The sequence below is a fragment of the uncultured Bacteroides sp. genome (genome assembly GCF_905207245.1).
In the GTDB taxonomy this organism is placed as follows: Bacteria; Bacteroidota; Bacteroidia; order Bacteroidales; family Bacteroidaceae; genus Bacteroides.
Genome location: NZ_CAJLKP010000076.1, coordinates 1 through 23,750 on the forward strand (window position 1 = coordinate 1; position 23,750 = coordinate 23,750).

Genomic DNA, 23,750 nt, shown 5'->3' on the forward strand with positions numbered 1-23,750 from the left:
CCTCCAACAATGCATTGAAGTCTCCCTGCTTTCCAAGCACCTCATCCGTCATGCTACCCAGCAGCTTGATATACTCCTTGAACTTCTCGTCGGCGGACAGGTCGGCATTCTGCGTCACGTCCAGCATCTCCTTCTGGGCCTTTTCAAAGATGTCACCGAACAATGTGGAATAGATCATTTGTTTGCCAAGACTCTCCAGCATTTCCGATACACTCTCGTAATAGGCTGTGGCGGCATCCTTACCATTTGCCCATGAATCCACAAGCGTATCGGTCAGAGTGCCTCCAAGGTCCCCGAAGATGTCCGTCAGATAATCATTTACCTTTTCTACGGCTTCCTGGTATGCTTTCCAGTAGTCCGACATTTCCTGCAGGTACTGCTGGTTCTCCGCACTTAACTTGCCGAAGGTATCCGACCCTATAAACTTTTCCAACGCGTCCTGATTGACGGTACCGTCCGCATTGAATAATTCAGGTACGGCATCCTTCAAAGACTTGTATTTTGCGGAACGGAACCAGGTCTTATGCTGTACTTTCACCTGCATGTTTGCGATGGAATCGCCCAAAGACTTATATGTATTCTTCAGTCCCATGGCCTCCACCGTCGCTCCCGCAAATCCTGTGAATATCTTGCGGTTCTTTATCTTGTCCAGCGTGCCATTATACCTGTCCAACGCTTCCCTGGCAAGGTCCACATTCTTGATAGCGTTGCCCCACAGGTCATCACCGAATATGCTTTTTTTGTCAGTGGATATCTCCGCGTTCAGTTTGACAAGCGCCAGTTCATAGTTCAACTTAGCCATTTCCTTGCGGAATTCCTCCATATAGTCCGTACGTTTAAAAAGGCTTACAATAGCAGTTGCCACCTTCAGGGCCGCTGATATGATGGCAAGGATGACGGATGCCTTCTCTACAGTAGAGATGGATTCCGCCGCAACTTTGCTGGTGCCTTCTATGCTTTCCGCCGAATTTTCCGACAGAGTAGTTATGCCGTCAATGATACTCAGCGTAGATGTGACTATGGTACCGGCAGTCTTAATGATATCACCGGCCACATCTCCCACAGAACCGCCTATATCGTTGAAGGAATCTTCCACATCTCCCAGCACGCGGTTCAGGTCGGACCATTCTTTGATACTTTTCTTGTTGTCCTTACTTTGCTCAGGGGTATTCACCTTGCTGCTGACCGTATTCTTCAGGGTGCTCACCTTGGCACGCTTTGTTGCCAGCCCCTTGTCATCCGGATTCAGGAATTCCGCCCGCTCCAATTCCCGTTCCGCTTCCACAAGCAGGCGTTGCAGTTCTTCGAGGTTGAGATTTACCACATTGGCCGCCCAAGACTTGAATACTTCCTCACGGGCGGCGAACTCGTTGTCTATATCCTCCAAGGCCTTTTCCTTCTGATAATCTAGTTCGCTGAGGGTTTCATCGGAGGCGCCGCCTTTCTGCAAGACATCGCGCTTGTCATCGAAACTTTTCTCCGTGGATGTGCGTTTGGTGATATATCCCTGGAATTGCTTCGCGTATTCTTCCAGCTTCTTGCGCTCCTTTTCAGTGGCCTCCTTATTGATCTTATCCAGTTCACCTTCATAAATAAGAAGGGCGGCGGCACGTTCGGTGCCTGCATCGTTCTGAACTTGTTTATACTCATCCGGGCTCACCTTTTTACCGCTTTGCTTGGCATGGTCCAGCTTGTCCTTCATTTTCTTCTCCTGCCGGTCAATGCGTGACAGTTCTTCCTGATATTCCAGTTTAGCCAGTTTACGACGCTTTTCGTATCCCTCCTGCATCACCTGGACGGTAGCGGCTTCCAATTTCTGTTGGGCACGGAGGCGGGCGTCGGCAAGTTCGGTCCGGTAATCACTCTTATCGGTACCGGTTCCTCCCTTATCTTTTTTCCCTGTGATGGCTTCCAGTTTCTTTTCCTCTTCTTCAATGACTTTTATAGCATCACCATAACCCACTTTATTAGTCAATTTCTTCAAGGCTTTTCTCTTTTCAGCAATACTGCTCTCCAACTCTTCAACAGACCCTGTGATAACAGTATTTATATTTGTTCCTTCCCGAATCCGTTTAGCTTCATCCTGAAACTCTTCTGCACGTTTTAAGGCGTCTTCTTCCGCATCATATACCTCTTTCAGCTTATTGTTATAAGCAACAACGGCAGGATCACTGCCAAACTGATTTGTGGTACCACCGCCGAAGAACTTGGAAATTTTTCCTCCCTTTCCAAACCAAGGGCGATTTGTTTCTATACCTTCAGATTTTATTTTGTCGCCTTTGTCCCCTTCCTCTACAGCTTGATCAATCCACTTCCTTGCTTTTTGTTCCAACACAAGAACCTGTATATAATCGGAACTCTTTTGCATAAGTGTATCATACCATTCGCTCAGCGTCTGATAATAACCGAATGCCTCACCATAAGTGCTATTCAATTCCGTAACCTTCCTACGCTCTTCATCCTTGCTACCTTTAAAATTCTTGATAGACTTGATGACCTGATCCAATTCAAACCGGGCTTTAACCAGTGTTCCGTTGGCTTCTTTTTCCACTTCATAAGTCTTTTGCATGGACTCGCGAAGTTCATCCAAAGCTGTTTTTCCACCAAATAGTCCTTTTATCCAGTTACCAATCTCCTTTCCATACACCACCGTCAGCGTAATAGCCGCCGCCATCACCGTCTGCCATGAAAACAATGACGTCAGCAACTGTTTCCAGATGGGTGTCGCCTTCTTACCTGCCGCTGTCATCAACTCATACTCTTTCCGTGCCGATGCCACCGCATCCGTAAACATCGGAATGTTATTGGATATCGCCAGGAAGAACATCTGCGGCCCCATCGCCAGCGCCGGAAGCTCGCGGGCGATCTGTTGCATGCTCATCTTGACGTTGTTCAGCTTCGGCGCCGGGTCATACCGCATTATAGGCGTGTCATTACTGTCCTGTTTGGCCACTTCATACTTCATCAGTGTTTCCGTCAGCGAACGCACCTGTGCTTCCAGTGCCTTTATTTTTACCGTATCTTCCGGATTGACAACACCCGTTGCCGCTGATTCCAGCGACTTCTGTCTCAGTGAGTCTATATCCTTCTGGATATTGATGATAATGGCCTTCACCCTCTCTCCGGAACTCTCCATGCCCCTAATCTCATCCGTAATGTAACCCGACAGGTCTATATCCGGCTTCACCGGAACTTCCGCCTGCTTCTTCAGGCGTTTCAGTTCTTCCTCCAGTTCCACGATCTTGCCTTTCAGCGCCTGTATGTCCGCCAGGTCGGAAGGTGAGGAAACGCCCGTAGACAACGCATCCTTGAATGCGGACTGCAAGCCGGTCAATTCCTTTTTTAGGATATTGATCACTTCCTGCATCTGCGTCTCCAGTCCGGTGATATTGCGTTCTGCCGACTGCATACCTGCGCGGGTCCTGTCATCCAGGAATATTTCAAGTCTTATGGGTTCCATCTCAGCCTTCCTCTTCTTCTAATTTTCGTAAATAACTTAGCGGATCATTGTCTCCCGAAGCGGGCTTCCTGTTCTCTTCCGCCTCCAGTTCACGCAGGTACTCCAGCGTCGTTTTCTTCCGTCCGTCCACATGCCGGGGATAATCCTGCCACATCAGCATTAGCGTCGGATAATTAACGCCACGCATGATGTATTTCAAGCTCCAGCCCGTGTCACGGGCTATCTGTCCTATCAGTCCGAACGGGCTATGTGCGGGTTCCGTGTACCCCTTTAACTCCCGTTCTACCTTTTTCCGTGGCTCAGGTTTGGCGACATCAGGTTCATCACCTGGGCCAATCTGATAATATTTCCGAAAGGGACAGTGTTCATGGTGCCGATGGCGAGCATCCAGGCCTCTTCCAGTGCCGCCGGATGCATGCAGTTCCTCAGCATCCACGCCACCGGACGGTTCAATAACCGGCCCAGCAACCAGCCGCGGACAATGCCGTAAGCCACCATGCGGCTCACCGTCTTCGTATGCTTACGCATGAAATCCAGTTTCTGCTCGAAGGTGTATTTCTCCAGGTCCGTGTATTTCACGCCCATCCTCAGGTACATCTTCGATATGCGCACGCGGCTTTCCATATTCGGCACCCGCATCACCCAGCGCATATGCCTGCCGCCGGGAAGACGAAGCGGCAAAGAGATGCCGTTGTCCGCCAATACCTTTGCCGCTAAGAGTTCGATGTTAAAGTCCGTCATGGGTATCAGCCTTCAGGATTCACTGCCGGAGCGCCTGTTTCGGGATCAATGCCTTTGGCGAATATCTTCAGGCTTTTCCCCTTGTCATCTTTCAGCAACTCTATGTTCAGTCCCAGTGCCAGCACTCCCTGCGAGTTGATGCCATTGGCAAAATCATTGCCTGTCACTTTCGCGTTGAAGAAACGGATGGTTTCACCGCTGTCGCAGCTGATATCCATCGGGGCCGTCTTTTCCCATTTTTCGGGCGGCTCCCAGTTGCCATTGGCATCTTTGGTACCTCCGATTGTATTCACCAGATTTTCCGTAGACAGGTCTATCAGGTTACAGGTAAACGCTTTCTTACCGGGATTACTGGTAATGGTGGCAATGGGGCCGTCCTTCACCTGGGCGGCATAGACATCCACCTGTGTAGGGGCTGTGCCTGCCGGTTGGAGGCCCTGTTCATCTATCCATCCGATTACCTTCCCGTCGAATTTCACCTGGTTTAATCCATATATCGCATTCATAAATTCTCTATTTTTTAGTTCCGTTTAACCGTCGTTTAATCAGTATCAGAACAAGAACGATGACGGCTGTCCGTCCTGTCCATATTTGAAACCACTGCCAGCCGGTAGGCTCGCGTACCACTTCAGGCGGCAGTTCCTTCACCTCTTCCGAAGTTTCATTCCTGATCCGTACCAGCTCTTCCGTCAGCAGGATCACCTGCCGTGCCAGGCTGTCGCAGGTGGCGGTCACTTCAATGCTGTCGCCCGATATACGGGTAACGTCCACCATGGCCTGCCCGCTGCGCTTACTGAAGCCCGTCCCTATCGGTATAGTATTCAGTATCTCTGTCGGAAATACGGTCTTCGCCATGCTGGGCGGTACCGGTTCCTGTAGGAGCGCGAATCCTCTTCTGCTTTGCAGACTGTCTGTGCCGCTGACGGTCCGTGTCAATTGTCCCGGACTTTTGCAACTCGCTGCGGATAGGGCAATCAGCATAATGCTTGCAAGTAGAAGCCCTCTGTATAGTACGGTTAAGTTCGCGCACCGCCTTGTATAGTTTGATATTCTCATTTTGCAGGTCTATTAAAGTTCCCGATAAATTGTCATACATCTCCTTATAGGTATCATTGCGCTCTTTGGCGGCGAGCACCTTCCTGTTCTCCTTATGCCTGAGCCACACCCAAAAAGAACCGATAAAGCCACTGGGTATGAGCCACTGGAGAATCTGTGTTATCAGTTCCGTTGTCATGGCTAATTCATTTTTAGAGTAAGTTCCAACCGGCCAGCACGTCCGCCATCACCGCCGGCACCCCGTTCTCCACCTGCGACATCGCGGCGGCGAAAGCGCACATCGTTGCCCGGTTGTTCACATCGGGCACGTAGCTGGAAGGTACCTGCATTTCCCGACACACACGGTTGATATAGCCGGATGTATTGTTCTCCACAGGCGGCGCCCACCGGTTGATGAAGTCGGCTATCGTGCGGCAGCCGTTCAATTTCCGATAGTTCTGCAACAGCTTCAAGCCCGCCCGGTATCCGTAAGCCATGCTTTCAAACTGGCAGAATGACTTGTCCCATGAGGGGTAAACCTCTCCCCGCCAACGCGTGGCGGAGAGACGGATGTTCAGCGGGTTGTTGTTTCTCAGTCCTCGCGCGCCCATCACGGTTCCAGTTCAGAGTTCGGGTCTTCCGGTACCGGATTCTCAGATGCGGCAGACGCAGCAGCTGCGGCAGCTTCACGGCGAACCTGCGCCCAACGCTTTTCTGCCGGAACAGCCTGGTCCTTGCTCTGTGCCGTTGCACCGTCCCAGCTATAGATGGCGCCGAATGCTTCCAGCTTCTTAGGCAGCACGATGTAGTAGTGGCGGAAGTTCACCAGACTTTCCTGCGTGGTCGGGTTGGTGCGCGCCTCGCTGTAATACATCTTCGTGCTTCCCTGCGCCTTGAACATGCGCGGACGGTAGAAAGAGAAAGAACCTTTCAGGTCGGTAGCCGCCGGAGTGGCATTATATGGCACCTTCACACCCGCTTTCGTGTAGTACGGGCAATTCACGTACGTGTACACCTCGAAGCCGAACATGTTCAGCAATTTCCCGGAGGTATAGTTGTAGTACTTGTCCTTGAAGCTCTGGTCGGCTTCCAACAGGTCGTTCACATGGTCGGGGCAAAGAACGAGCACACGGCCGTCTTCGGGCACCTCCATGTTGTCGTAGGCACGCTTCAGGGCTATGATGTCCTTTACGGTCAGTTTCTTGCGTCCCGATTCGTCGGCCGCACCGCTGGTTGCGATAACCGGAGTCTTGTCCGTATGGCTGTAGGGAGCCAGGGCGTGGGCGGCTTTCTTGTACTTCACCGTCAGAATGGCATTGCCATGACGTTCCACGTCAGCGGAATACTTGTCGAAAGACAAGGCGTATAGCTGGTCGTCCGTCACGCGGGTGGCTTTCGTCTGGAACTTGTCCAGGCCTACCGGCACGTCACTTTCCGTCAAGTCCTGTGTGGGTATGGGATAGGTCGTATTGTTTACCAGCACGTCCGGATCACCGCCCACGTCCACCAAGTGAATCACTTCATTGTCCACCTTTGCGGAATAATCCGGAATACCGTTCAGCCAGTCCGCCTTCAGTCCGGCATTTAAGCGCTTTATCAATTCTCCGGTCCACACTTCCGTATATACACCCTCGAAGGCTGCACCTGCGGGCATAAAGTTTCCAAGCACTGCCGGGACAACCGCGCCCGCCACTGCACCTATTGCAGGGGTTACCCCTACCAATGACGCCAGAACCACACCCATCAGGACGTTGAACAGCGTGCCGCAAACAAATTTCAAGATAGAATTCATTCGATTTGATTTTTAATTGTTAATTATTAATTGAATTTCGGACATTCAATGCCGTATTCCGCCTTGTACAGCGCACGGTATTTGTCCGGTTCGTTCTCACGCATCAGCTTCAGCTGCCCTTCGGGTACCTCGCTGAGCTTGTTCCATTGCCCGGTTGCCATGCCGCCGCCCGTTGCGCCGCCGCCGGGATTGATCAGTTGCATCGGCTTGGTCACAGCCGCCATGCTGTCCAGCGTCAGTTTCAGGCTTTCGGCACCTACTGTCTTGCCCAGGTTAATGAAGTGATCCTTCTTGTCGGCATTGAACTTTCCGGCCTTGATGGCGTCATCCACCATCTGAGTGACACCTGCCAATTTCATGGCATCCAACTGTGTGCGCAGTTCCGTATTGGCGGTCTGATATCCCAGCAAGATGCCAACCTTGGCAAGAATCTCCGCTTCCGTTGCCGTCTCCGGCAGGCCCAGCTTCAGGGCGATAGCTTTGAAATCTACATTCATAGTCTCTTCTGTTTTAGAATTATTGTTTTGCGGAGCTTCTCCGCCGTTAGTTTTCAGTAAAGGAAGGGACGGGCAGTCTTCACCTGCCGCCAGCTTCAGTTCGTTGCCCCGATAACTGAGTTGCACGATATTGTCGTCATTGCCGCCCATATCCACCATGCTTACTTCAAGGAGCTTGCATTTGGTCACCGTAGGACGGGTTTGTCCCGGCTTCAGGAGTTCGGGAGCGTCGCTCGTCTCTATTACTTCAAAGAAGGGGCTGCACATTTTCAGCGTGCCCTTGTCAAACTGTTGTTTCAAGATTTTTGATTCATCCCGCACCTCGTCGAAGTAAGGCTCCCCGGTCACATCCTTTCCCTCTACCCGGAAATCATTGATGCAACCTATGATTTCTCCGCGACGGTGCATCCACAGCAGCAAGGGGTTTTGCCGGTATTGCCCGTAATCGATGCCGTCGGTCTTCACCCACGTGCCGAAGCAGTTTAAACTTTCACTTGATATCCTGATTCTTTTTCCCATGATTTGCGTCTCATTTTGGCGCAAACTTACGGCTACGCACACAACCGCACAAAAAAGTGTGCAACGGTTGCGATGAAGCGTGCAGCCTGTCCGCAATACCTTGCAACCACTCCGCCGTTTTTTCGATGCCTGCCGTAGGCTTCGCAACTTTGCCGCTATAATCAAGCAGTTAGAAGGTATGGCAAAAGACATGAGCAAACAGAAGGCGGTGGCCAAGCACCTCTACATGAAAGGTACGCCCATCATGCAGATTGTGGAACTTACCGGCGTGACCAGGCAGTCCGTCAGCCGCTGGGTGAACCAGGAGAACTGGAAAGAAGAGCGGGCTGCACGTGAAATGAGCAAGGAGTCCATCACATCCATGACCCTCTGCAAACTGGGCGAAGCTATCGAGAATACGGATGCCGATGAAAAGAGTATCAGCCGTATGACCGATTCCCTGATAAAGGCGGCAAAGGGTATCAAGGAAATCAACCGGAACACCAACATCGTGAACAAGGTGGATACTATCATTGAGTTCGAGAACTGGCTGGTGACCCATCGTGAGGAATATCCGGAAATAGATGACAAACTTATCATGCTCATCAACCAACTGCACAGCGACTTCATGAATATCAAATTCAAGCAGAAATGACAGCGGACGAGAAAAAGGAAGCTCACAAACGGTGGGAAGAGCATTGCAACCGGTTGCTGCGCATCACCTCGAAGCGCAAACCGGAGACGGAAGCGGAACGGAAGAAGAACATCGCCCGCGCCCTGAAGGATTATGAGTATTTCTGCCAGAGATACCTCAGCCACTATTGCCAGTGCAAGAATGCCAGGTTCCACAACGATGCCGCCCGTTATATTGAGAAGCACCCGGAAATGCGCGCTGTCTTCAAGTGGCCGCGCGGGCACGCCAAGTCGGTGCATCTGGATGTGGGCATACCGCTTTGGCTGAAGTTTAAAAACATGCTGCACGTCATGGTACTGGTAGGCAAGAGCGAAGACAATGCCGACGCCTTGCTGGGTGACCTCCAGGCGGAACTACAGTTCAACCAGTACATCATCGAGGATTTTGGCGAGCAATACAATGCCGGATGCTGGCAGGAAGGCGAGTTCGTCACCAAGGATCAGTGCGCTTTCTTCAGCCGTGGGCGTGGACAGTCGCCCCGTGGATTGCGATTCCGGGACATGCGTCCGGACTACATCATCGTGGATGACCTGGATGATGATGAAATGTGCCGCAGCGAAGCCCGTGTGCGCGAAATGACGAAGTGGATCAAGGAAGCCTTGTTCGGTTGCTTCGGCGGTAAGGAAGGCCGGTTCATCATGGTGGGCAACCTCATCAGCAAGAACAGCGTGCTCCAGCAGATTATCGACAGCGACACCGTTTATACCAGCACGGTCTATGCCATCACCAAGGACGGCACGCCTGCCTGGCCGGAATGCTACACCATCGAACTGTTACGCAGCCGCGAAAAGTTCATGGGCTACCGCAGCTTCCAGAAAGAATATATGCACAACCCCATCACCGAAGGCGCCGTCTTCCAGGAACGCTGGATACAATGGCGCCGGATGCTGAAACCCTGCTATTATGAAAGCCTTGTGCTCTACATCGACCCCTCGTTCAAGGACAGCAGCAAGAACGACTACAAGGCCGCCAAGCTCTGGGGGCGTCCGCGCTCCGGACTGAAAACCGCCAAACGTTCGGAACTGCATTGTCTGCGTGCCTTCGTGCGCCAGTGCAGCGTGGGCGAAATGGTGCGTTGGGTATACGATCTCTGGGAGTCGTTGCCCGAAGATGCCGCCGTCACCATCTATATGGAAGCCAACTTCATGCAGGATACCATACTGGACGAGTTCGAGCGTGAAGGAAACCTGCGGGGCTACCAAGTACCCGTCACCGCCGACAAGCGCAAGAAGCCGGACAAGTTCGCCCGCATCGAAGCCATCAGCCCGCTGTGGGAGCGTGGTTTCGTGTGGTACAATGAGAAGTTGAAGACCGACAACGACATGAAGACCGGCATCGAACAGACCCTCGCCTTTGAGAAAGGAAGCCGCGCCCACGATGACGGACCGGATGCCGACGAAGGTGCCATCTACAAACTGCAAAAGCAGGTACGCGAAGAAAGTTTTGTCCCTCGCATGGGAGTGCGGCAACCGCCCTCGCAAGCATGGTGAGACGCTACCGCCCATCCGCACAGCTTTAATTTTTAATTGTTAATTTTTAATTAATCAACGCCATGTTCATCACAGAAGAAGATTACATACAGATAGGAGCCGATGCACTGAAAATCATGCAACAAAGTTCCCCGGACAATCGCTTGAAAGCGGAAGAACGTGCCATATCCCGCGTGGCCGGTGCCTTGCGTGGACGATACGACGTAGAAGCAGTCTTCGCTCTTGAAGGCGATCGGAGAGATGCGGAACTGGTGGGATGTGTCACCGATATCGCACTCTATCACATGTGTTGCTCCCTGCCCCAGAAGATGGGCTACGAAATACGGGAAAAACGTTACGAACAAGCCTTGAAGTACCTGAAAGATATACAGGCAGGGGACGTAACACCTGATATCCCTACCGTCACCGGTCCGCGTGGTGAAGAAGACTATCACAATCCGGTCCGCTACGGATCGGCACCTAAAAACGATTATATCTGGTAACATTATGTCGACTAAGAATAAAAAACAAAAACCCGTAAAAGTGGGACGTGTGAATCTGGACAACCCGGCTGAACTGAAACGGGTGACACAGCTTTCCGTCAACCTGCAACTGCAGACCGAAGCGCTGACCAAGAAAGACCTGCGCACCTGGCGCAACGCCTGGCAATATGCCATCAACGTGGATTATCCCAACCGTGTGCCGTTATACGACGTATATGGCGACGTGGAAGTGGACATGCACCTCACCGGCTGCGTGGGGCAGCGCAAAGGCTACGTGTTGAACAAAAGTTTCCGCATCGTGGACAGGAAAGGCGACGAGAATCCTGACCTGACGGCCGTCTTCGAGTCGCCCTGGTTCAAGGCCTTCATGGATTTCGCTCTGGACAGCATCTATTGGGGGCACTCGCTTATCCAATTGGGCGATATCATCGTAGTGGACGGCGTACCCGCGTTCAGCAATGTGAAGTTGGTTCCCCGCCGCCATGTCATCCCCGAATACGGCGTGCTGGTGGTGAACCAGCAGGAAAGGTGGCAGAACGGTTACGACTACCGCAATTCGCCAATGGCGGACTGGGTCATAGAAGTAGGTGAACCCAATGGCTTGGGCCTGTATCTGAAGTGCGCCCAGCATACCATACCGAAGAAGAATGTCTGTAGCTTCTGGGATATGTTCTCCGAGATTTTCGGCATCCCCTTCCGTGTGGGGAAAACCACTAGCCGCGATGCCAAGGAACAGAGCCGTATTGAAAAGATGTTGGGCAGCATGGGTGCGGCAGGCTGGGCACTCTTCCCCGAAGGAACGGATATAGAAATCAAAGAATCCACCCGTGGCGATGCCTACAACGTATTCGACAAACGTATAGACCGTGCCAATTCCGAGCTTTCCAAAGGTGTACTCACCGAGACCATGACCACGGAGAACGGATCATCGCTTTCGCAAAGCGAGGTGCACCTGGAAGTACTGAAGAACCTGATCAGCAAGGATGCCGATAATCTGCGTGACATTATTAACTTCCAACTCATTCCGAAAATGATAAAGCACGGTTTCCCGTTGCAGGGATACCGCTTCGACTGGTACGAAGGGATAGACTTCACACCGGAACAGCAGGTAGCATACGAGCGCCTTTTGTTGGAGAACTATGAGGTGGACCCGCAGTATTTCATTGACAAATACAATGTGCCTATCATTGGGAAGAGAGAGGCGGCGCCTGTTGTGGTTCCGGTCAGCGATGATGATGAAGACAAGAATAGCAAGAAGGACAAGAACGGAAAACAGAAACTCGTTAAACCTTTTTTCGACTAAGCCCTTCGGACTATGAAGGGCTGCACAAACGGGCATGCCTGTCTTATTTCGGAAGCGAAATGCAACTGGACAAAATAGAAGCGGGTGAAGAATCGGACGTGGACACTGCCAACGTGGAAGCTGCTTTTGTCCTGCTTATGAGATGGCTGCACCGCCAGCCGGAATTCACCCCGGAGATGCTGAAGGATGAAGAAGTACAACAATTCGTCCGTACACACGCTGCGGTGCTGGATGACGCAGTAGACTATTCCATCCGCCAACGTCCGCTGGACGACATCAGCGTGCAACGTCTGAAGGAATCGAATTACGTTTTCTCCGGCTTGAAGACCTTCCACGAACTGAATGAGGCATTACCCTCGCTGCTGGATAAGGATGGCAATCGGAAACCTTTTGAAAGCTTTTTAAATGACGTTCAAAAGGTAAACGAAAACTATAACAAGTGGTATTTGAAGGCAGAATATAACTTTGCCATGTCATCAGCCGATATGGCCGCCAGGTGGCAGGGCTGGTGGGAGGATGAAGACCGTGACCGCTATCTGCTGCAATACCGAACCGTGGGCGACAAAAGGGTGCGCGAAAGCCACCGCCTGATGCACAACATCACGCTACCCATCACTTCCAAGTTTTGGGACAGTTATTTCCCACCTAACGGCTGGAACTGTCGCTGTACCGTAGCTCGTGTTCGTCGTGGCAAGTATCCCGAAAGCAACGAAGCGCAGGCTATGCTGGCAGGAAGCCAGGCAACGGCGGGAAAGCATCAGGAAATGATGCGTTTCAATCCCGGCAAACAGATGGCTTGCTTCCCAGCATACAATACCTATACCATCAGTAAGTGCAATAACTGCGAATTGCAGCCGATGAAGCTGGTGAAGCAACCGAATAACGAGCTATGTGCCGCCTGTAAGGTAATCAGGGAGATGAAGAAGCGGAAGGAGGAGCTGAAAAGACAAAGGGCGGAGATTAAAGAAAAGGCACAGTTCCTGAAAGAACGTACGCTGAAGAATGAACAGTTTGGCAAAGATATCAGCATCAGCGGTACCAACATAAAAGAATGGCTCAACCAGCCTCACAAATGGTTTTCCGAAAAGAACAGGATGCTGCTGGACATAGAAAAGGTTATAGCCAAAGCACCTTACTTGGGTTCAGGACCGGACAAACATGACCCGGACATCACAATGCATCTGTTTGAAACAACGCTGCACGAAGAAAAGAGCTGGATTATTGTAAGGGAGTTGATTGACGGTTCAGTCAAATTGCACAGCATTTCGGATAGTGAAGACATCCTGAAGTACCTGAAAAACAAAAGAGAGTAATTTGGAAATAGCATCCTCGGAACTGCAATCCGAGGCCACATTTCTAAATTACTCCCTTCATGACACAAAGATACGTTTAATTCTTTAATTAACAAGCATTATGGCCCAAAAATCAAATATAACCAGGGAACTGGAACAAAAGGTGAAGCGTTTCATCAGGCTCACGCTGAAGGATATCAGCGTGGAGCTGGGCGATGAGTTCGACCGGAACTTCGAGCGGGAAGCATTCTTCAACGATGCCCCGGGCTGGGCGCGCCGGAAGTTCAACGATGATGAAAGCCGTGGCCTGCTGGCCCGGGAAGGAACCTTGCGTCGCAGCATCAAAGACGGGGTGTCCGTCACCGACCACGCCAGCGTCGTCTTCACCAGCAGCGTGCCTTATGCCGCCATACATAATGAAGGCGGTACCATTACCGTCACCCGGAAGATGAAGAAATACTTCTGGTACCGCTACATGCTCATCATGGGCAGCAAGCGTAGCCGCCCGGACAAACCGAAGTTCACTGATAAGCTGCAACGCAAAAAGAATGGAGAATTACGCGATAACCGGAAGAACCGGGAACTGACCGAAGAAGCCAAATTCTGCAAAATCATGGCACTGAAAAAGGTAGGCAGCAAAATTGTCATCCCTAAGCGCCAGTTCATCGGCATGCATCCCGAAGTAGAACGCATCATCCATGAAATAGCGGATGCCAATCGCCAGACAGTCTTTTAATCATTAATTCTTAATCTGCATAACATGAGACGTTTTCTTTATCTCAGCCTCATTGACCGGCTGAAACAACTCACAGACAAAGCGGGAGAACCCGTCATCAAAACGTTCGACCTCTGGAACGAACAAGTGGAATTCATCGAACAAGAAGAAGTGTTCGACACGCCTGCCGTGTTCATTGAATTCATGCCCATAAAGTGGAACACGCTGGGTGCCGGTGCACAGCGCACCGATGCCACCATCCGCCTGCACATCATCACTCACTGGGACGGAAGCACCCGCGACGGTAGCCAATTCCAACAGCAAAGCCTCGACCGCTTCGACCTGCTGGACCGCATAGACCACCATCTCTTCAATATCATGGGTAGTGACGGACGGACGGAATTCAACATGTTCCGCCGCACAGGCAACAGCACCAACCACAACCATGAAGAGCTTGTAGAAGATATCAGCGACTATACATGTATGGTAATGGATAACGTCAAAAAAGTGTGAGTTGCGCCCGCATCTCTTCCTGCTTGCGGATGATGCGCGGGTCGGCACTGGCGTTGATGATATTGTAGAAAGTCTTTTCGCAGATGTGGTATTTCGGCCAGATGTAGCGGCGTAGAATCTCGCGGTTACTGAGACCGCTGCGCGCATGTTCATCGTAAATGCGCACGATATCTTCTACCCGGAAAACGTAACTGCACCCTATTATTTTTCTCCGATTCTTCTTCATACCCCGAAAACTGATTGATTACCCTAATACAAAAGTAATCGTAATAACATATTAATGCAACAAATAGCATCAAAAAGCGTGTACTACCACAGCGGATAACGAGTTTACACCACCTTTGCCCCGTCTTTTTCGCGAAACGACGCAGTTAACGGGAATCAAGCCGCGACAAGTACAGCGCAGCCCATTTCTCAATTTTTAATTCTCAATTTTCAATTTAATGAGTGTAAACTATTCCCTGGCTCTTATGAGCAGCAAACCGGGCAACGATGCCGCCCCTAAAAAGTATTATGCCAAGGCGCAAGCCAGTGGCGAAGTCACCATGGACGAAATGGCGGAAGAAATCTCCTATGCCACTTCATTGACGGACGGCGATGTGCTGAATGCCATCCGCGCCCTGATTAAACAGGTGAACAAAAATCTGGCGGCGGGCAAGATTGTCCGTCTGGAAACTTTCGGCAGTTTCCAGATACAGCTATGTAGCGAAGGAGCCGAAACGGTGAAAGGCTTTACCGCCTCCAATATCACCGGTGCCACCATCCAGTTCCGACCGGGCAAGCCCATCAAGGCGGCCACCCGTGCGGGCGATGGCGGGCTGACGTTTAAACGCGTCGCCAAGAAAGGCGAAGCGCCGTTGCCTGCCGATCCGGACGACAATGGTGGTTCGGGCAGCGGAGAGGGAGGTCTGGAAGAAGACCCGCTGGGCTAAAAACTACCTATAGGTAGTCAGCCATCTACCCAGTAGTAGTGAATGAACCACCCGGTAGTAGTTATAAAATTACTACCGGGTAATTTTTTGACCATTAAAAGAAGAAAGGAAAACGCACAATGAATGAAGAGAAGAAACACGCAGGCAGCATCTACCTGAGCGACCTGGCACAGCAATACTTTCCGGACAGTACACCGCGAAGCGCGGTGAGCCAGTTGCACCGTTGGATTGCGCTGAATACGGAACTGACCAGACGCTTGGAAGAACTTTATTATAAACCCCGGCAAAGGGCGCTGACGCCGCTGCAACATGAGGCGGTGATTGATTGCCTGGGGGAGCCGGGGGAATGAAATCGTTTTCCTGATGCCGGGAAGACGATAAAAAGAGAGCCGCTGCAATTGTGCAGCGGCTCTCTTTTTTATTCTTATTTATCTTTATTTTAAATTTACTTGTACCAACGTCCACCGCAATATTTACATACGAAATACGTCCCCATACTCATCACTTGAACTTTTTCATCAACACATATACGACACATACAAATCTTGTGGTCGCCATCTGACACAGATTCCAAAATCCTATCATATTCCCAAAGAGATAGCTTACCTTTAGCCGGTATTGGTTTAGGGAATAATATAGGATTAGCCAATACCCAATTATACACACCTTTATCCGCCCAAACAGATGTATGGTTCTGCACACAGTCTACAATCTCCACACTACCGATGATAGACCCGAAAGGCATATTCCCAAACATGGTTTCTTTAGCTATTGTAGCAAATGCTGCCTTTGTCTGCGCATCAGTCAGGTCAACGCTAAACTTTCTACCATGGGAACCGGAAGTATGAATAAGGACACGTCCACGGAAATTTGTTCGCCAACTCCGGTTCTCAATATCCTTGATACCGTGGACTATCAAAGAAGCCCACGGTTGCTTTATTGTTATTGCTTTCATTTCTTCTTTTGTTTGAGTTATTTAATAGGTTTATAAAATACCTGAACTACATCCATATAGCCATTTTTCCCTTTACTAAATGAATAGACAAAGTGAGATTTATCTACGTCTTTAAGTTGTAATAAATCTGCAACTTCTTTTTTTGCCCATTCTTTGGGTTTGATTATTCCATAGTCAGCGACATAAGTATAGCACCATCCTAATTTTCGCATGGTAGGCTGTATGATTTCTTTAGCCCATCCTTTCACCCCGTCATTAACAGAGTATAGTTTAGGAATCTCACGTTTTTTAAACGTCGGCCAGCTTTCTAATTTATAGTTCATTACTAATTTATGTTGAATGTTATTTATTCAGTTCGTCAATAAACGTTGTTGTATGCCAACATTTTAGACATCTTCCGTCTTTCCCTGTCTCTTTAACCATGCAAATACAAGGACATGTTTCTATATGGGCTTTAATAGCTTTTTGTATCTTCTTTTCTTCCGCATCTTTGACAAATGCCGCCGTAGCTTTTTCCCATGTACATTTCACTTCTTCACGTGCCATATTTACGGCCGGTAGTGGGATTTCAGAAAATACAACGGTTTGATTTCCTGTTACTTCTATATCAGTAAGTGAATTGTTTTTGATTAAATCTTCTGCTGTCATAATGTTAATCTTTAAAATTTTCAAACATACAACTTTTAAAAATTGGCCTTTTATTTACCCACCGGGCGAAATGTTTTTGATCGTTAGTTGGCGGTTGGTTACTGTCTAAGTTTCTGTAAGGCATCGCAAAAGGAATACAACCCAATGAATCAAGGTATAAAGCCCGTTTTTCAGCATCTTCGATTTGTCCGTCTTTTACAAGCATATAAAAGAAAAGTTTATAACTTGGGATTCCGGCTTCTTTCAAATATGCGATTGCGGTTGTGACTTCATCGGTTATTGCTGAATTATCATAAGCCATTCGCAAAAATCGTTTCCATTTGACATGCGAAAGTAGGTGAGCGATATTCTTATCTTTTGCAATAATACGGCAATCAAGACCTTGGTTAAAATCAACTTTCACATTTAAAGAAATGATCTTTTCGATTTGATTCAATCCCCAATCCGACGCAATTACATTGTTATCCATTAGTGTAGCCGATTGGCGCCCGCTTAAAAACTCGGTAATGTCGGCATGTTTCCGAATAAAACCTTCCTTTCGGGGCACAATACAAAAACTACATTGATTGACGCATCCCCTTGTTAAGAACCCGTAGGCATCATTATACATTGGATAAAGTGAATAATCCGGGCAAATGTGCTCAACTTCATTTGGCAAAGTCTGATCATACATTTTGTAACCGGACCCACCTTTAACAACTTCATCCGCTTGAATGACACGTAGATCGTCGGGCGTGAAAGCAAAAACTTTACTCATGTAAACACGATCATAGTGTTCAATCCCGGAATACCATTCAACCGAATCACCTTCCCTTTTATGCCATGAAGATAGTTTCATCAATGCAAGATTGGGAAAGTTATGTCCGTCAACGTCGATCAGCCCAATTTTTGACATTTTATTTTGCTTTTAAATTTTGAAAAGATTGTAGTTAGAAGAAACACAATTGCCGGGTAAATCTTCCCGGTTGATCCCGGCCTGTTTCAACAATGTGTCTTTGAAGTAAAATCGGCTAAACGGAAACATTAGTGTTGTCATTTCGACGAAACATTCAAGGTCTTGTTTAGGATAACGTTTGCCGGACAATAGGCCAACTTTATATAAGTCGCATATACCATTCGTCAAATTCATCATTGCAAGACTTTGGGGAATATCAATCACGGGTTCAATGCTCGCCCAAGTTTTGAAGCCAAGATCGTGAAGGTCTTTCATCATTTGAATTCTTTCCATATTAGAAGCCGCACCGGGTTCAAGATCGTCGCTTCCGGTAAGGGTGAACCCAAAAGCAATTGATTCTTTATAAGCCACGAAACGAATGTTGTCAAATGTTGCATTACATATTGGCCCGTAGGTGACATTTCCAAAGATACTATTGAAGAAGTCCGTTCGCTTTGTAAGAATCGTCACATAGAAGTGTTATGAGCCTCCCCAAATCCGAAGGGGAGGCTCGGTTTATTACTTCCTAAAAAACATATCTCCTGAGATACTTCTTGCCGTGTCGTCATTTGTCAGACGGATGTATCGGAAGAAGTTTTGTTCAGTACGATGCCCGGTCAGCCGCATGATTTCCAGTGTCGTCATTCTGCCGGTTAGATACATGTTGGTGGCTGCCGACCTTCTTGCAGTATGACTACTGATTAATTCCCACTTCTGACGGGTAACCGTTATCAGTTTACCGCCTTTGGTAAATGAATAAGTAACAAGGTCATTCAAGCCGATCTCTTTCATTATCACCTTCAAGTATTTGTTGACATACTGAATGCAAAGTTTGCAAGGAATAACACCGCCATACTTAGCATAGATTTCTTTCACGTAGTCGTGCATCGGTATCTTGACATCAACATTCGTCTTCTTTGTCCGCTTCACTAAATAGTCACCCTGGAAATTGTCTTTCGTTAAGGTGGAGTAATCAGAGTAACGCAAAGCGGTAAGACAGCCAAGCACAAACAAATCCCTAATCCTTTCCTTCGCTTTCCGCTTATCCTGCTTCTCAAACTTGTAGTAGTATATCCTTGCGATTTCATTCATTGACAGAAACACGGCATTGGTAGGCTCGCACTTCAAATCAATCTCATCATAGGTGTTATCTACTGCATAGTTGTATTGTGATGCCCGACGGACAAGCGTCTGAATCTTCTGGATATATCCTACTATTGTGTTATGCCTGAGTCCCTGGTCTTCCAGATAAATGATGAAATCATCCAGGAATTCACCCGTAACGGAATTGGTGAATATATCGCAGTCAAATTCTTCGGAAAAAGCATCTATATGCTTTATAATTGCGTCATAGACCGCTGCATAGTGTTCAGACTTGCGTCTGCTTCTCTTTTCAAGTACTTCCCTGGCGAAGGTGGTGAAGTATTCACCTTCCATCGGTTTCGCCTGCCGGAAGTGATTGATGTAGTCCTTTCTTGGCTTGGCCTCAAGGACCGGAGATAAAACTGCTAATGTTGTTTTGGCTTCTCATATTTAAAGGTTAATTAATCCACCTGATACAGCCTGCACCCCGTCTTCTCCTTTGCCCTGAGCAGGAAGCTGGCCGCTTCGTCGCTGTCCACTACCAGACGGATGGCAGTCAGACCTTCCGTCTTGGGTTTCTGCAGGAGCAGGGAGCACGGCTGTTCGTAATAGTTCCAGTAGAAGATGAAGTCTGCCACATGGAAGTTGTCTATCTGGACGATGTATTTCACTGGGATGCGCTGCATACTGTCATTCTTTGAAATAAGGTTTCACTTCGCCGTCAGGCACCCATTCCACATTCACCACCGCCTTCACCTGTCCCGTTCCGCCACACGAGGGACACGGTTTCTTTACCCGCTCGGTGATGATGTCCGGGTCGAGCACATACCCGTTCCCTTGGCAATAGCCGCAACTATAACCAGGAAATTCCTGGGGTTTCTCCCGCCCGGCTCCGAAGATGGGTGCTGAAATCAGCACCCCGTTCCATTTCTCGCTCATACCTTCCTTTCTTTATAGGTCCAACCATTCAGCCTGTACGTCTCCCGCCGCGCCTCTTCCTTGGTCAGATAGTCTCCGACCTTTGTCCCGTGTGTCGATATCTTCGGGGGAAAACTGTCTCCCTGGCGGTAGGTGATTTCGAGATACACCGCCCAGCATCGCCCGCGCGGGCGGTATTGATACCAGCGGTGTATCTCTTTCATGTCACTGCACAACTGCATCGCTTTCCTTTTTAGGTTCCACGAAGAAGGACTCTTCCTGCACCACTTGCACGCCGATCTTCGGGAACATGCCTGCAACGTCTTCATTGTCACGATCGGCCAGCAGTCCCTGCTTGTCCAGTTCTTCCGTCGTACGGATGTACGAAGGGAGAAGTTCTTTACAGAGGTTCGTCACCGCCGCCCAGGTGAAGCCCTTCAGGTTCTTCAGCTTCGGTGTGCCGGTGCGGAAACCGAACACGCCGTGGGCGCTCTCCACGCTTTTTTTCTTGGAGAATAGCTCGTCCTTGTTCTCCACCGCATACGCCTGCACAATCTCGAAGGCCGCCTCTTTCCGGGCGTTCTGTTCCGCCAACTGGTCGGCATACTCTTCACGGATGCGGGTCATCTCGATGTCCATCTTGGACGTGAGGTTCTGTACTTTAGCATCGGCTGCCGCAAAGTCTGCGAATGCCTGTTCTGCCTGTTCGCGGTTGATGCCGCTGACTACTGTTTTCTTGGTTCTTGCCATAATTCCTTTTAATTTATTGGTTAATAATTAATCTTCTCTCTGTTTTCCCTGTTCTGGCGCTGCTGCATCTCCTTGTACTTTTTCGCCTTCTTCGGTTCTTCCAATATCTCCAGTTCCCGGTCTATCAGGTTGTAGCGTTTACATTCTGAATAGTATTCAGCCAAAAGCTGGCAATATTTCGAAGCCGACAGTGTATTGATGCCTGCCTCCAAACGTTCCTGAAAGTCGCAAATACGGTCGGCAATGGCTTCGAGTTGCTTCCCCAGTTCCTGGCGGCGTTCGCCACTGGTATTGGCATATACTTTCGTCATGGTATAACCTCCTTGAGTTGGTTATTGCTTATATACCGTTGGACTGCAGGATTATTATCCAGTTCCTGCTTGCTAAAATAAGTACATGAACCTCTGCGATAAGGAGTGGATAATACCGCTTTCTTTACCCAACGGCGAAGTGTAGTAGAGCCACAACCAATGTATTCCAATACATCCTTCAACTCCATGAGATCATTCGCTACCGTGGCAGGTGATAAATCACTACTCATCCCACATAGTGCACAAACTTGTTTTTCCAGCAATTTGAGCGTACCCATTATATCCTGAAAGTTTTTCAAAGACACTTGTATCATCTCTTCGCCGGAAACTACGGGAGTTTTTTGTACCACCTCTTCCTTTTGCAATTCTTCAGCAGGGCAGCACTCTACGCCCTGCATCAATTCCTGCAACTCCAAATGTCCGGCGGCATAGCGCGCAGCGTCACGGGCGGCAAAAAAGACACTTTCGTCACGTTCGTCATTTGATTTTTCAGCCACATACTTCTGGAACACTTGTCGTTCTGTCAGACGCTCGACTAATGTCTGCGCTTCGATAAGACTGATAGGGTCGCCTTTTTTAAGAAGAACCGCTATTGCCTGCTTGATTTCTTTTTGCTTTCTCATACTTTTCTTATTTTTTAGTTTTTCGTTCTTCACGTCTCATAAATGCTTCCAGTTGCTTCTTCGTTTCCTGTAGCTCCCAGAGCGCCATCCGCGTCACGTCCTTGCGGGCTTTGGTGTACTTGCGTGCCCAGACGTTGAGTTTCGCCACATTCATCCGATATTCCTCTTCATTGTCACTGGTGAAGCCTTGATTCAACTGAGGTATCAGGAATGAGAGGCGGTAGATATCACGGAACACCATTTGCGCTTCCCTGCGTTGTATCTCCCTGGCTTTGTCATCCATCGGGTTCAGCTTCTCCAACAACTGCTGTGCTTCCCGTAGCGTCAAATCCTTACTGCTCTGTGTCCGCCCACCAGTGAAAGAATAGATGCAATCATGGCGTGCATCAACATCCATCCGAAGTCTATTGAAAGTAGCATGCAAGGCTTTCATCTGCCCCGGCGTAATGAATTTGTCCTTGATTGTCTTCATCGCTAAATCACTTATCACTAAACGTTAATCACTATACTCCTCTCCACGGAATTTCGCCGCCTCTTCCGGCCAGATATCATAGTATCCCTTCGGTCCGATAAACCGTCCCTTGGAAAACGCCCGATACCCCTCAACGTATATCTTCAGCGAAGCATCAAACGCTACTTTCTTCGCACTACGCCCATCCGGATTCTTACCGCTGGCATGGCTGATGAAGATGAGCAGCTTGTTACGGTGCTTCTCCTTAAACTTGATATACTGGGCGTATGTCATCTGCGTGTACTGGAAGCTGTCTATCACCACGAAATCGGGAGCTTTCTGGCGCTTCAAGCGCAGGCTTAACTGGTCCAGTGGTTCCGCATCCAGCAACAGGAAACGGCGGTTCACTTCCTGCATGTTGAAACGCTTCAACGTGTTCTGCATCGTCAGGCAGGCACCTTCTTCCAAACTGTCATAGGCCACGCGCCCGAAACGGCACAACTCCTTGCAAAGTTGCATCACGAAAGAGGTTTTCCCATTCCCTGTGTTACCCCATACCATCCACACACCCCGGCGTTCCGGTGTGCCGAAAGCATCCTGCCAGGCACCTTCGAAAGCCAGCGTCTCGAACTTCATGCTCAACAGTTCCCGCACCCCTTTAGCGTTGCGCTGGAAAGTCTTTGCATCATTCACTGTCTCGCTCATGCCTGTTCTCCTTTCATACGCTGGGCTTCTTGGATACGCTTACAGGCATGCACCACGCGCTTCACACGGCGAAGGTCATATTCACCCTGAGCGGCCTCACGCTGAACACGCTTTATCTCAGCAAGGTCAGTCAGCCCATTCGCCTGGCAGATGGCATATACATCCTGTTCGGTAGCTACATTCACGTCGAAGAACTTGCGACCGATACGGCTGTTAATCTCCTTATAGCCTTTCTTGTTGTAGCGCAAGCCATTCTCCACACGGCGTTTAATGTAGTCCGTAGAAAGAAACACGATACCCGCCTTATTCTCCAGTCGATTGTAAATGCTGATGAAGTAGCTGAACACGCTGTCCGTCAGCTTGTCACCCTCATCGAAGATGATGAGCGGATTATTTAGAAAGGCAATCATGGAAATGGCATATTCCAGAATATCCCGCAGGTTCGTCCCGTCCACAGGAGCGCCCACCTGCTTGGCGATTTCGCGCACGAAGTCACTCTTCTTCATATCCTCCGAGCAAAGGATATAGAATACGTTCCGATGCGTGCGGCGGTATTCGATGGCGGCTGTGGTCTTACCACAACCTGCATCACCCACTATCCAGGTAGTATTCTTGTATGCCTGCGCATCTGTTATGGCGAAGGTGATCCGCTTAAAAGCATCGCTGTCCGTCAACGTCCAGCGTTCAAGGCTGTACCCTATCTGTGCGGCTATGCGGCTGAACATATCATCGCTGATACTGGTGTACTTGGAGTTACATATCTGCGATACCGTGGCAGCACTGACACCGTTCAGGCTTTCGCTGGCGCGGTTCTGCGAGGGATAGTTGCTGCAATACTCCATCAGGGCATCCCGAATGGCATCCTTGTCTTGTTTACTTAGTTCTTTCATTGTTTTTGAAGGGTATTTAATTGATTATTGAATACTGA

Annotated in this window: 34 protein-coding genes; 9 read left to right on the forward strand and 25 right to left on the reverse strand. The window is 49.3% G+C overall.

Annotation, left to right across the window (positions count from 1 at the left end; all coding sequences use genetic code 11):
- The 9 genes from QZ135_RS19220 to QZ135_RS19260 all read right to left on the reverse strand — a co-directional run.
- The coding region (locus tag QZ135_RS19220) for a hypothetical protein (RefSeq protein ID WP_294613074.1) at positions 1-3,460 on the reverse strand (3,460 nt) is incomplete at its 3' end.
- A 1-nt stretch (position 3,461) separates the two neighbouring features.
- Positions 3,462-3,659, reverse strand: coding sequence for a hypothetical protein (locus QZ135_RS19225; RefSeq protein ID WP_294613077.1), 198 nt, complete (start codon positions 3,657-3,659; stop codon positions 3,462-3,464).
- Positions 3,660-3,742: 83 nt separating this feature from the next.
- The gene (locus QZ135_RS19230; RefSeq protein WP_294613080.1) at positions 3,743-4,201 is read right to left on the reverse strand and encodes a hypothetical protein; all 459 of its coding nucleotides are present in this window, start codon (positions 4,199-4,201) and stop codon (positions 3,743-3,745) included.
- Between the two features lie 5 nt (positions 4,202-4,206).
- Positions 4,207-4,707 (reverse strand): hypothetical protein, encoded by a 501-nt coding sequence (locus QZ135_RS19235; RefSeq protein WP_294613083.1) that lies wholly within the window; start codon positions 4,705-4,707, stop codon positions 4,207-4,209.
- Between the two features lie 7 nt (positions 4,708-4,714).
- Positions 4,715-5,056, reverse strand: a complete 342-nt coding sequence (locus QZ135_RS19240; RefSeq protein WP_294613086.1) for a hypothetical protein — start codon at positions 5,054-5,056, stop codon at positions 4,715-4,717.
- Complete coding sequence (locus QZ135_RS19245; protein ID WP_294613089.1) at positions 4,992-5,435, reverse strand: hypothetical protein; 444 nt, start codon at positions 5,433-5,435, stop codon at positions 4,992-4,994. Before QZ135_RS19245 ends, QZ135_RS19240 begins: the two co-directional genes overlap by 65 nt.
- Before the next feature lie 13 nt (positions 5,436-5,448).
- Positions 5,449-5,847, reverse strand: coding sequence for a structural protein P5 (locus QZ135_RS19250; protein WP_294613092.1), 399 nt, complete (start codon positions 5,845-5,847; stop codon positions 5,449-5,451).
- Entirely contained in the window at positions 5,847-7,028 is a 1,182-nt protein-coding gene (locus QZ135_RS19255) for a hypothetical protein (RefSeq protein ID WP_294613095.1), read from the reverse strand. Before QZ135_RS19255 ends, QZ135_RS19250 begins: the two co-directional genes overlap by 1 nt.
- A 26-nt stretch (positions 7,029-7,054) precedes the next feature.
- Positions 7,055-8,044, reverse strand: coding sequence for an HK97 family phage prohead protease (locus QZ135_RS19260; RefSeq protein WP_294613098.1), 990 nt, complete (start codon positions 8,042-8,044; stop codon positions 7,055-7,057).
- Positions 8,045-8,222: 178 nt separating this feature from the next.
- Between QZ135_RS19260 and QZ135_RS19265 the strand changes: the two genes are divergently transcribed.
- From QZ135_RS19265 to QZ135_RS19295, 7 genes are all read left to right on the forward strand, one after another.
- Positions 8,223-8,678, forward strand: a complete 456-nt coding sequence (locus tag QZ135_RS19265) for a hypothetical protein (RefSeq protein ID WP_294613101.1) — start codon at positions 8,223-8,225, stop codon at positions 8,676-8,678.
- Positions 8,675-10,207 carry a hypothetical protein gene (locus QZ135_RS19270; RefSeq protein ID WP_294613104.1) on the forward strand — a complete coding sequence of 511 codons (1,533 nt, stop codon included), beginning with the start codon at positions 8,675-8,677 and terminating at the stop codon, positions 10,205-10,207. The genes QZ135_RS19265 and QZ135_RS19270 overlap by 4 nt, the downstream gene beginning before the upstream one ends.
- 62 nt (positions 10,208-10,269) lie before the next feature.
- Positions 10,270-10,689, forward strand: a complete 420-nt coding sequence (locus QZ135_RS19275; protein WP_294613107.1) for a phage protein Gp36 family protein — start codon at positions 10,270-10,272, stop codon at positions 10,687-10,689.
- Between the two features lie 4 nt (positions 10,690-10,693).
- On the forward strand, positions 10,694-11,992 hold the full coding sequence (locus QZ135_RS19280; protein ID WP_294613110.1) for a DUF935 family protein: 1,299 nt from the start codon (positions 10,694-10,696) through the stop codon (positions 11,990-11,992).
- Between the two features lie 59 nt (positions 11,993-12,051).
- A complete protein-coding gene (locus QZ135_RS19285) occupies positions 12,052-13,305 on the forward strand; it encodes a phage minor head protein (protein ID WP_294613113.1) in 1,254 nt (417 codons plus the stop codon).
- Between the two features lie 100 nt (positions 13,306-13,405).
- Complete coding sequence (locus QZ135_RS19290; protein WP_294613116.1) at positions 13,406-14,020, forward strand: phage morphogenesis protein; 615 nt, start codon at positions 13,406-13,408, stop codon at positions 14,018-14,020.
- Between the two features lie 24 nt (positions 14,021-14,044).
- Complete coding sequence (locus QZ135_RS19295; protein ID WP_294613119.1) at positions 14,045-14,512, forward strand: hypothetical protein; 468 nt, start codon at positions 14,045-14,047, stop codon at positions 14,510-14,512.
- Here the strand turns inward: QZ135_RS19295 and QZ135_RS19300 are convergent.
- Positions 14,499-14,738, reverse strand: coding sequence for a hypothetical protein (locus QZ135_RS19300; protein ID WP_294613122.1), 240 nt, complete (start codon positions 14,736-14,738; stop codon positions 14,499-14,501). The genes QZ135_RS19295 and QZ135_RS19300 overlap by 14 nt on opposite strands.
- Positions 14,739-14,955: 217 nt before the next feature.
- Between QZ135_RS19300 and QZ135_RS19305 the strand changes: the two genes are divergently transcribed.
- The gene (locus QZ135_RS19305; RefSeq protein ID WP_294613125.1) at positions 14,956-15,444 is read left to right on the forward strand and encodes an HU family DNA-binding protein; all 489 of its coding nucleotides are present in this window, start codon (positions 14,956-14,958) and stop codon (positions 15,442-15,444) included.
- A gap of 119 nt (positions 15,445-15,563) precedes the next feature.
- Positions 15,564-15,794, forward strand: coding sequence for a DUF4248 domain-containing protein (locus QZ135_RS19310; RefSeq protein ID WP_294613128.1), 231 nt, complete (start codon positions 15,564-15,566; stop codon positions 15,792-15,794).
- Positions 15,795-15,889: 95 nt separating this feature from the next.
- On the opposite strand, the gene QZ135_RS19315 is transcribed toward QZ135_RS19310, so the two are convergent.
- The 15 genes from QZ135_RS19315 to QZ135_RS19385 all read right to left on the reverse strand — a co-directional run bounded on the left by QZ135_RS19315 (position 15,890) and on the right by QZ135_RS19385 (position 23,712).
- On the reverse strand, positions 15,890-16,399 hold the full coding sequence (locus QZ135_RS19315) for an ASCH domain-containing protein (RefSeq protein ID WP_294613131.1): 510 nt from the start codon (positions 16,397-16,399) through the stop codon (positions 15,890-15,892).
- 17 nt (positions 16,400-16,416) lie between these two features.
- The gene (locus QZ135_RS19320; protein WP_294613134.1) at positions 16,417-16,722 is read right to left on the reverse strand and encodes a hypothetical protein; all 306 of its coding nucleotides are present in this window, start codon (positions 16,720-16,722) and stop codon (positions 16,417-16,419) included.
- Between the two features lie 19 nt (positions 16,723-16,741).
- Positions 16,742-17,047 (reverse strand): hypothetical protein, encoded by a 306-nt coding sequence (locus QZ135_RS19325; RefSeq protein ID WP_294613137.1) that lies wholly within the window; start codon positions 17,045-17,047, stop codon positions 16,742-16,744.
- Between the two features lie 4 nt (positions 17,048-17,051).
- Complete coding sequence (locus QZ135_RS19330; protein ID WP_005778713.1) at positions 17,052-17,942, reverse strand: hypothetical protein; 891 nt, start codon at positions 17,940-17,942, stop codon at positions 17,052-17,054.
- Positions 17,943-17,954: 12 nt separating this feature from the next.
- Positions 17,955-18,353 carry a hypothetical protein gene (locus QZ135_RS19335; RefSeq protein ID WP_294613143.1) on the reverse strand — a complete coding sequence of 133 codons (399 nt, stop codon included), beginning with the start codon at positions 18,351-18,353 and terminating at the stop codon, positions 17,955-17,957.
- 147 nt (positions 18,354-18,500) lie between these two features.
- Entirely contained in the window at positions 18,501-19,418 is a 918-nt protein-coding gene (locus QZ135_RS19340; RefSeq protein ID WP_294613146.1) for a site-specific integrase, read from the reverse strand.
- 107 nt (positions 19,419-19,525) lie between these two features.
- Positions 19,526-19,750, reverse strand: coding sequence for a hypothetical protein (locus QZ135_RS19345; RefSeq protein WP_294613152.1), 225 nt, complete (start codon positions 19,748-19,750; stop codon positions 19,526-19,528).
- A gap of 4 nt (positions 19,751-19,754) precedes the next feature.
- Positions 19,755-20,003 (reverse strand): hypothetical protein, encoded by a 249-nt coding sequence (locus tag QZ135_RS19350; protein ID WP_294613155.1) that lies wholly within the window; start codon positions 20,001-20,003, stop codon positions 19,755-19,757.
- Positions 20,000-20,224 (reverse strand): hypothetical protein, encoded by a 225-nt coding sequence (locus tag QZ135_RS19355; protein WP_294613157.1) that lies wholly within the window; start codon positions 20,222-20,224, stop codon positions 20,000-20,002. Before QZ135_RS19355 ends, QZ135_RS19350 begins: the two co-directional genes overlap by 4 nt.
- Positions 20,208-20,732, reverse strand: coding sequence for a host-nuclease inhibitor Gam family protein (locus tag QZ135_RS19360; RefSeq protein ID WP_294613160.1), 525 nt, complete (start codon positions 20,730-20,732; stop codon positions 20,208-20,210). The genes QZ135_RS19355 and QZ135_RS19360 overlap by 17 nt, the downstream gene beginning before the upstream one ends.
- Before the next feature lie 20 nt (positions 20,733-20,752).
- Positions 20,753-21,043, reverse strand: a complete 291-nt coding sequence (locus QZ135_RS19365; RefSeq protein WP_294613162.1) for a hypothetical protein — start codon at positions 21,041-21,043, stop codon at positions 20,753-20,755.
- Entirely contained in the window at positions 21,040-21,666 is a 627-nt protein-coding gene (locus QZ135_RS19370; protein WP_294613164.1) for a helix-turn-helix domain-containing protein, read from the reverse strand. Before QZ135_RS19370 ends, QZ135_RS19365 begins: the two co-directional genes overlap by 4 nt.
- A gap of 7 nt (positions 21,667-21,673) precedes the next feature.
- Positions 21,674-22,138: a hypothetical protein gene (locus QZ135_RS19375; RefSeq protein WP_294613166.1), complete on the reverse strand. Its 465-nt coding sequence runs from the start codon at positions 22,136-22,138 to the stop codon at positions 21,674-21,676.
- Positions 22,139-22,162: 24 nt separating this feature from the next.
- Positions 22,163-22,822: a hypothetical protein gene (locus QZ135_RS19380; RefSeq protein ID WP_294613169.1), complete on the reverse strand. Its 660-nt coding sequence runs from the start codon at positions 22,820-22,822 to the stop codon at positions 22,163-22,165.
- The gene (locus QZ135_RS19385) at positions 22,819-23,712 is read right to left on the reverse strand and encodes an AAA family ATPase (RefSeq protein WP_294613172.1); all 894 of its coding nucleotides are present in this window, start codon (positions 23,710-23,712) and stop codon (positions 22,819-22,821) included. Before QZ135_RS19385 ends, QZ135_RS19380 begins: the two co-directional genes overlap by 4 nt.
- Positions 23,713-23,750 lie beyond the last annotated feature (38 nt).